The organism is Mycobacterium sp. (assembly GCF_036273375.1).
GTDB lineage: Bacteria > Actinomycetota > Actinomycetes > Mycobacteriales > Mycobacteriaceae > Mycobacterium.
Genome location: NZ_DASUHS010000169.1, coordinates 1 through 7222, shown reverse-complemented (window position 1 = coordinate 7222; position 7222 = coordinate 1). Strand labels below are relative to the sequence as shown.

The 7222-nt window shown below is 66.1% G+C and carries 6 protein-coding genes; all 6 read right to left on the bottom strand.

Annotated elements, in window-relative coordinates; translation table 11 throughout:
• Positions 1-1112 (bottom strand): Stk1 family PASTA domain-containing Ser/Thr kinase (gene pknB / locus VFW69_RS15910; RefSeq protein WP_526502467.1); only part of this gene is annotated, 1112 nt, incomplete at its 3' end.
• Positions 1109-2389, bottom strand: a complete 1281-nt coding sequence (locus VFW69_RS15905; protein WP_526502466.1) for a serine/threonine-protein kinase — start codon at positions 2387-2389, stop codon at positions 1109-1111. The genes VFW69_RS15905 and pknB, both read right to left, overlap by 4 nt.
• Entirely contained in the window at positions 2386-3864 is a 1479-nt protein-coding gene (pbpA, locus tag VFW69_RS15900) for a D,D-transpeptidase PbpA (protein ID WP_526502465.1), read from the bottom strand. The genes VFW69_RS15905 and pbpA overlap by 4 nt, the downstream gene beginning before the upstream one ends.
• Positions 3861-5267 carry a peptidoglycan glycosyltransferase RodA gene (rodA, locus tag VFW69_RS15895; RefSeq protein WP_526502464.1) on the bottom strand — a complete coding sequence of 469 codons (1407 nt, stop codon included), beginning with the start codon at positions 5265-5267 and terminating at the stop codon, positions 3861-3863. The genes pbpA and rodA overlap by 4 nt, the downstream gene beginning before the upstream one ends.
• Positions 5264-6772: a PP2C family protein-serine/threonine phosphatase gene (locus VFW69_RS15890; protein WP_526502463.1), complete on the bottom strand. Its 1509-nt coding sequence runs from the start codon at positions 6770-6772 to the stop codon at positions 5264-5266. Before VFW69_RS15890 ends, rodA begins: the two co-directional genes overlap by 4 nt.
• 52 nt (positions 6773-6824) lie before the next feature.
• On the bottom strand, positions 6825-7222 hold a 398-nt coding region (locus VFW69_RS15885), incomplete at its 5' end, for an FHA domain-containing protein FhaB/FipA (protein WP_526502462.1).

Sequence of the window (7222 nt, the reverse complement as noted above, 5' to 3'; positions counted from 1 at the left end):
GCGGACACCTGCCCCCGCACATCGGGCACCTGCACATCACGGGCACTGCCGCCGAACGTGTTGAAAGCAATGACAACAACGATCGTCAGCACCGCGAGCGCGGCCACCGCGACAATCCACCGGCCGACCGAGCCGACGCTGCGGTCCTCGCCCGCGTCGGTGAGAACCTGGCGTGGCAGCGGGTCGGTCCGCGACGGGCCGGAGCTGCCGGTGTTGGACGACAGCAGCGAGCTCCGGTCGGCGTCGGTGAGCACCTTGGGCGCCTCGGGTTTCTCCCCGTTGTGCACCCGGATCAGATCAGCACGCATCTCCGCCGCGGTCTGATAACGGTTGTCGGGATTCTTGGCCAGCGCCTTGAGCACCACGGCGTCGAGGTCGGCGGAGATGCCATCGTGCCGCTGCGACGGCGGGACCGGATCTTCCCGAACATGTTGGTAGGCAACGGCCACCGGCGAGTCACCCGTGAAAGGTGGCTCGCCCGAGAGGATTTCGTAGAGAACGCAGCCCAATGAATACACATCGGAACGCGCATCGACGGCTTCACCGCGAGCCTGCTCTGGGGAGAGATACTGCGCGGTTCCGATCACCGCGGCGGTCTGGGTGACGCTGTTGCCGCTGTCGGCGATCGCGCGCGCGATACCGAAGTCCATCACCTTGACCGCATTGGTGGTGCTGATCATGATGTTGGCCGGCTTGACGTCTCGATGGATGATGCCGTTTTGGTGGCTGAAGTTCAGCGCCTGGCACGCGTCGGCGATGATCTCGATGGCCCGGCGGGGTGGCAGGGGGCCGTCGGTGTGGACGATGTCGCGCAGGGTGACGCCGTCGACGTATTCCATGACGATGTAGGGCAGCGGCCCGGTGGGTGTCTCGGCCTCGCCAGTGTCGTAGACGGCGACGATGGACGGATGATTCAATGCGGCGGCGTTTTGCGCCTCGCGCCGGAAGCGAAGGTAAAAGCTGGGGTCGCGGGCCAGATCCGCGCGCAGCACCTTGACCGCGACTTCGCGATGCAAACGGACGTCACGGGCCAGGTGAACCTCGGACATACCCCCGAAGCCGAGGATTTCGCCCAGTTCATAGCGGTCGGACAGGTGCTGCGGCGTGGTCATTGCGGTGTTCCGTGTCGGGCCGGCACGTTGTGAAAGCCGGAAGTCCCTATTGTCCCGTCATCCGGCCAATTAAGCCGCATTTCGGGCCGGGCCCCAGCACCGCTCGGAGTCTTGCTCGGCGGCGCCGAGGCGGGCGGGGTGCCGGTGTCGGTCACCGTCGGTGGCTGTTGCTGCTGGTCCGCCCGCGAATTGATGACGATCAGCACCGCAATGATGATCGCCAGCGCGCCGAGCACACCGGCGGCCCACAACAGCGCCCGCTGACCCGACGAGAAGGTCCGCCTCGCCGGCGGGGGCCTATGGCCGCCGGTGGTCGGCCGCGACCGGCGGGGCGCGGCGGTTCGGGCCGGAGACACCGCGGCGGCCCTGGTCGTGGGGCTGGACGGGATGGCCGCCGGTGATGCTCGGCCGGCCGGCGGTGTCGCGCTGGGCCGCGGCGGACGACGACCGGCACGTACCGCGGCCACAGCCTCGGCGAACGGTCCCCCGCTGCGGTACCGCATCGCGGGGTTCTTCACCAGCGTGATCTCGATGAGTTCGCGCACGTTAGGCGGCAGCTCCGCGGGTAGGGGCGGCGGCGGTTCCTTGATGTGCTTCATCGCTACCGTCAGGGCACCATCACCGGTGAACGGCCGCTTGCCCGATACAACCTCGTAGCCAACGACTCCTAACGAGTACACGTCACTCGACGGGGTGGCGTCGTGGCCCAGGGCCTGTTCGGGTGCGATGTACTGGGCGGTGCCCATCACCATCCCCGTCTGGGTCACCGGTGCGGCGTCGACGGCCTTGGCGATACCGAAGTCGGTGATCTTCACCTGGCCAGTCGGGGTGATCAAGATGTTGCCGGGTTTGACGTCGCGGTGCACCAGCCCGGCGGCATGCGCCACCTGCAGCGCACGACCGGTCTGCTCGAGCATGTCCAGTGCGTGCCGCAGCGACAGCCGGCCGGTGCGCTTGAGCACCGAGTTCAGCGGCTCACCGTTGACCAGCTCCATCACCAGGTAGGCAGTCCGGCCCTCCCCGTCCAGCTGGCTTTCCCCATAGTCGTGAACGGCCGCGATGCCAGGGTGGTTGAGCATCGCGGTGGTACGCGCTTCGGCGCGGAACCGCTCGATGAACTCGGGGTCCTGGGAGAATTCCTGCTTGAGGACCTTGACCGCGACGCGTCGGCCCAGCCGGCTGTCTACCGCCTCCCACACCTGACCCATGCCGCCGGTGGCGATCAGGCGCTGCAGACGGTATCTGCCGGACAGCGTCACACCAACTCGCGGGCTCATGGTCCTCCCTGTAGCGCGGCCTGGATCACAGCCCGTCCGATCGGCGCGGCGAGTGCACCCCCCGTCGCAGATAGGCGGTCGGCGCCATTCTCCACCAACACCGCCACAGCGACCTTCGGGGTCTGTGCGGGTGCGAAAGCGATGTACCAAGCGTGCGGCGGTGTGTGCCGCGGATCGCTGCCATGCTCTGCGGTACCAGTCTTCGATGCGATCTGCACGCCGGGAATGGCCCCTTTCTGCTGTGCGACCTTCTCGGCGCCGACCATCAGCTCTGTCAGCTTAGCCGCGACCTGCGGCGACACGGCGCGCCGCTGCTCATACGGCGCCGTGGTGCTAATCGTGGTCAGGTCGGGCCCCTTGAGGCTGTCGATCAGGTAGGGCTGCATCGTCACCCCATCGTTGGCGATGGTCGCGGCGATCTCGGCGTTCTGCAGGGGCGTCAGAGCGACATCCTTCTGGCCGATGCTAGACATTCCCAGCGCCGCGGCGTCCGGAATGATCCCGACGGTCGACTCTGCGACCTGCAGCGGTATGACGCTCGGCGTGGTGTCCAGCCCAAACGAGTTCGCCATGTTACGCAGCGCATCGGACCCGGTGAGGATCCCGAGCTGGACGAATGCGGTGTTGCAGGACAGGGCGAACGCCTGCCGCAGAGACACCGTCGGCTCGGTTCCACACGGCTCCCCACCGTAGTTCTCCAAAGTTGCGGTGCTGTTGGGTAGCGGAATGGAGGGGGCGGCGGTCAGCTGCTCAGTGTCGGACGCACCGGCCTGCAGTGCGGCCGCTGTAGTTATCACCTTGAAGGTGGACCCCGGCGGGTAAGTCTCTGAGATCGCGCGGTTGGTCAGCGGATTGTTGGGGTCGTCACGCAGCTTCTGCCACGCTTGCGCCTGGACTTCTGGATTGTGCGACGACAGCAGGTTGGCGTCATAGGACGGCGATGACACCATCGCCAAGATCTTGCCGGTTGACGGTTCGAGGGCGACGACGGCGCCCTTGCACGGCGGACCGCCGCAGTCCTGTTGCATCGCATCCCAGGCGGCCTGCTGGACCCGCGGCTTGATTGTGGTGACGACATTGGCGCCGCGCGGGTCGCGACCGGTGAAGAAGTCGGCCAGCCTGCGGCCGAACAGCCGTTCGTCGGAACCGTTCAACAGCGGATCCTCGGCGCGTTCCAGACCGGTGCTGGAATAGCGCAACGAATAAAAGCCGGTCACGGGCGCGTACTCCGCCGGGTTGGGGTAGACGCGCAGGAAGCGGTAGCGGTTGTCGGTGGCGACCGAATAAGCCAACAGCTGGCCGCCCGCCACAATCTGGCCGCGCTGGCGCGAATACTCGTCGAGCAGAACCCGCTGATTGCGCGGATCGGCACGCAGTGAATCCGCGGCGAAGACCTGCGTCATCGTGGCGTTGATCAAGAGCAACACGATCAACGCCATCACGGTCACCGAGATCCGGCGCAGAGAGGCGTTCATACTTTCTCGATCACCTCGGTGCTGGCCGCCGCGATCGACGGCTTGCGGGCGCGGCTGCGCAGCGGACGACGGGCGCTGTGCGAAATGCGCGCCAGTATGGCCAGCAGCACGTAGTTCGCCAGCAAGGACGAGCCACCGTAGGACATCCACGGCGTCGTTAGTCCCGTCAACGGAATGAGCTGGGTTACCCCGCCGACGACGATGAACAGCTGAAGGGCCAGCGTCGACGCCAGGCCCGCGGCCAGCAGCTTGCCGAAGCTGTCGCGGGTGGCGATTGCCGTGCGCATACCCCGCACGATGACGATGGTGTAGAGCATCAAGATGCTGGCCAGGCCCACCAACCCCAGCTCTTCGCCGAACGCGGCGATGATGAAATCGGTCGAGGCGGCGGGAACCGTATCGGGCTGACCGTTACCCAGGCCGGTCCCGAAGATCCCGCCGGTGGCAAAACTGAAGAGCGACTGGACGATCTGGTAGCCGCTGCCGTCGGGGTCGGAGAACGGGTCCCACCACATCTGCACCCGCACCCGAACGTGGCCGAAAATGTAATACGCGACAACACTTCCCGCGGCGAACAGCACCAGGCCGATCCCCACCCAACTGAAACGTTGGGTGGCGAGGTAGACCACCACCAGAAATGACGTGTACAGCAATAGCGAAGTGCCAAGGTCTTTTTCGAAGGCCATCACGCCGACCGAGATCACCCACGCCGCCAGCAGCGGCGCGAGATCTCGTGGCCGGGGCAGTGTCAAACCCATGAAATGCTTGCCCACGCTGGTGAACAGGCCGCGCTTGGCGATCAGCACTGCGGAGAAGAAGATGAGCAGCAGAATCTTGGAGAACTCAGCGGGCTGAATTGAGAAGCCGGGCAAGCGAATCCAGATCTTGGCGCCGTTCTGCTCGGACAGCCCCGCCGGCAACAGCGCGGGAATCACCAGGAAGATCAGACCGACCAGTCCACATATGTAGCCGTAGCGTGCCAGCTGCCGATGGTCTTTCAAGAACGTGACGACCAGGGAAAAGGTCACGACGCCGATCAGGGTCCACAGCAACTGCTGAGTCGCGCTCGGGTGGTGCCGGCCGCTGAGCTGATTGGTGACCAGATCCAACCGGTGAATCATCACCAAGCCAAGGCCGTTGAGTAGTGCCACGATCGGCAGGAGTAGCGGATCCGTGTAGGGCGCGAAGCGCCTGATGGCCATGTGCGCCGACCCGAAGACGACAAGAAATACCAACCCGTAGCTGATCGCGGTCCAGTGCAGATCGCGCTCTTGGTTGGCTTCGACTATCAGCAGCGCGGCGACGGTGATCAGTGCGGCGAAGCCCAGTAACAACAGCTCGGCATTGCGCCGGGTAGGCAACGGGGGTGTGACCGCGACCGGCGGCTGAAGTTGTGTCGTCATGCCACCGTCCGGCAATCGATGCCTGGTTGAAGTGGCGGCCCGGGAAGCGCGGTTACTGTCTGCGACGTGGTCGTCGGACCTGCCGGCGCGGAATTCGCGGGGCCGTTGGCGCTCGTGCTCGGTGCGGGGCTGGCGCTCGGAGAGCTGGTGGTCGGTGGTGCTGGTGATGCTGTGGTGCCGGATTCTGGTGTTCCGCTGCGGGTGCCCGATGAGCCGGGCGGAGACGTGGCGCGCGGCGGCGGACAGATCGGCAATAGATATTCGGCCAGCAGCTGCCGCAGCTGCGACTCGGCCTGGTCCAGGCTGCCGCCCGGCAGTCCGGTTTCAACTTGGACTTGTCCGGGGCGGCGCAGGTCTTGCAGCGCCATCAACTGGCAGTTCGAGTGGCCACCGGATTGCCCGTAGCTGACCAGGGACAGCTCGTTGCGGGTGTTGAGGCAGCCCACCAGATAGGGCTGCTGCAACGGGATGCCCAGCAGGGTGCCCTGGATTCCGCGGACGACGGAGACTCGACCGTCGTATTCGGCGACGTAGTAGTTGCGTTGGATGATCCACCATCCGACGGAGAGGCCCGCCAACACCAACAGCACCGCCAGACCGACGGCAACGAACATCTTCCGACGCGGCCAGCGCGGCCGCTGCGGTGTGTCCGGTTGCGGCGCAACGCGTTTGGCGGACTCATCGCGGGGCCGAATCGCTGAGGCGCGGCCAGCGGAGGTGTTGGGCAGGGTCATTTGATCCTCGTCGCCCGAAACCGCGCCGGCGAGGATCGGCTGGGTCTGCCCGTAGTCATAGTCGACGACGTCGGCGACCACGACGGTCACGTTGTCCGGGCCGCCGCCGCGCAGCGCCAACTCGATGAGGCGGTATGCGGCCTCGGCGACATCCGGTATCTGCAGGGCCTCGAGGATGGTCTCATCGCTCACCGGATCCGATAACCCGTCCGAGCACAGCAGATATCGGTCACCGGCACGCGCCTCGCGCATGGTCAACGTCGGCTCGACCTCGTGACCGGTGAGCGCCCGCATGATCAACGACCGCTGCGGGTGGCTGTGCGCTTCTTCCCGGGTGATCCGCCCTTCGTCGACCAAGGTCTGAACAAACGTGTCGTCTTTGGTGATCTGGGTCAGCTCCCCGTCGCGCAACATGTAGCCGCGCGAGTCGCCGATGTGCACCATCCCGATGCGGTCGCCCGCGAACAGGATCGCGGTGAGGGTGGTGCCCATCCCTTCGAGCTCGGGCTCGGCTTCCACCTGGGCGGCGATGGCCGCGTTGCCGGAGCGCACCGCATTGTCGAGCTTGGCCAGCAGATCGCCGCCCGGCTCGTCGTCATCCAGGTGGGCCAGCGCCGCGATCACCAGTTGGGATGCCACCTCGCCGGCGGCGTGACCCCCCATGCCGTCGGCCAGCGCGAGCAGTCGTGCGCCGGCGTAGACAGAGTCTTCGTTGTTGGCGCGTACCAGGCCGCGGTCACTCCGCGCGGCGTATCGCAGGACCAAGGTCACGGGCGCCACTCCTCGATCCCGGCTGCGCCGGCAGCGTCGTCGTATGCCCGGGTCACGGGCGCAACTCAATCGCCGTTTTGCCGATTCGAATCGGCGTTCCGATTGGAACTCGTACCGCAGTCGTCACCTTCGCCCTGTCAAGGTAAGTACCGTTGGTCGATCCTAGATCCTCGACGTACCACTCCGAGCCGCGCTGAGACAGCCGGGCGTGCCGCGTCGAGGCGTAGTCGTCGGTGAGCACCAGCGTGGAGTCGTCAGCTCGTCCGATCAACACCGGCTGTCCGCTGAGGGTGATGCGTCCACCCGCCAGCGCGCCTTCGGTGACTACCAGATAGCGGGCGGCATGCCGTCGCTGGCGCGACGGCAGCGTGCTGCGCAGCGCCAGACCGCGGCGCACCATGACAGCACCGGTGGGCGCGTAGATGTCGGTCCGAAGGATTCGCAAGACGG